General features: G+C 59.2%; 1 protein-coding gene. It reads right to left on the bottom strand.

The features are described 5' to 3' along the window. On the bottom strand, positions 1 to 579 hold a 579-nt coding region (gene istA, locus AC07ED_RS16020; RefSeq protein WP_478242462.1), incomplete at its 3' end, for an IS21 family transposase. Between the last annotated feature and the right edge of the window lie 117 nt (positions 580 to 696).

Below are 696 nucleotides of genomic sequence, written 5' to 3'. Positions count from 1 at the left end.
GCGGTCATTGTCATAAAGAACCGACTGGGGAACCGCGCCAAAGAACGCAAAGGCATGGACATGGCCGTCAAGCCACGCCTCGGTATTGGCCGCAGGATAGGCCCGGATGTAGCATGCGTCGCTGTGCGGCAGATCGAGGGCAAAGAAGTGTGCCTTCTGCTCGACGCCGCCGATCACGACAAGCGCTTCACCAAAATCGGCCTGTGCATGACCGGGCGGATGGCTCAGCGGCACGAACATCTCCTTGCCGGTCCGCTTCCGGTCTCGAACGTAATCCTTGACGATGGTGTAGCTGCCATCAAAACCGCACTCGTCCCGCAACCGCTCGAAAATACGCTTTGCAGTGTGACGCTGCTTGCGAGGGCGGCCCCTGTCTTCAGCAAGCCATTGGTCCATCTGGCTGGTGAACGCATCCAGCTTCGGGCGCCTGATCGGCGCTGTCCGCCGATATCCCGGCGGCTCCGAATAGGCCAACATCTTCGCAACACTGTCCCGGCTGATCCCAAAATCCCGGGCAATCTGGCGTCCGCTCAATCCATCCTGGAAATGAGCGTGACGCACCTTCAAATACAAATCCACGGTGTATATCCCCAAGCCCTCCCGAAATCCGAAAGGGCAAAAGTGGACGACTTTTACGCCGCCCGCGACAACACTATGCCGTCGCTACCGTGGCCGAGTATTGCTCCGCCGTTCACA

It is taken from the genome of Aestuarium zhoushanense (genome assembly GCF_056431045.1).
Note: the sequence above shows the minus strand (reverse complement) of the source record. Positions and strands in the feature narration are given on the sequence as shown.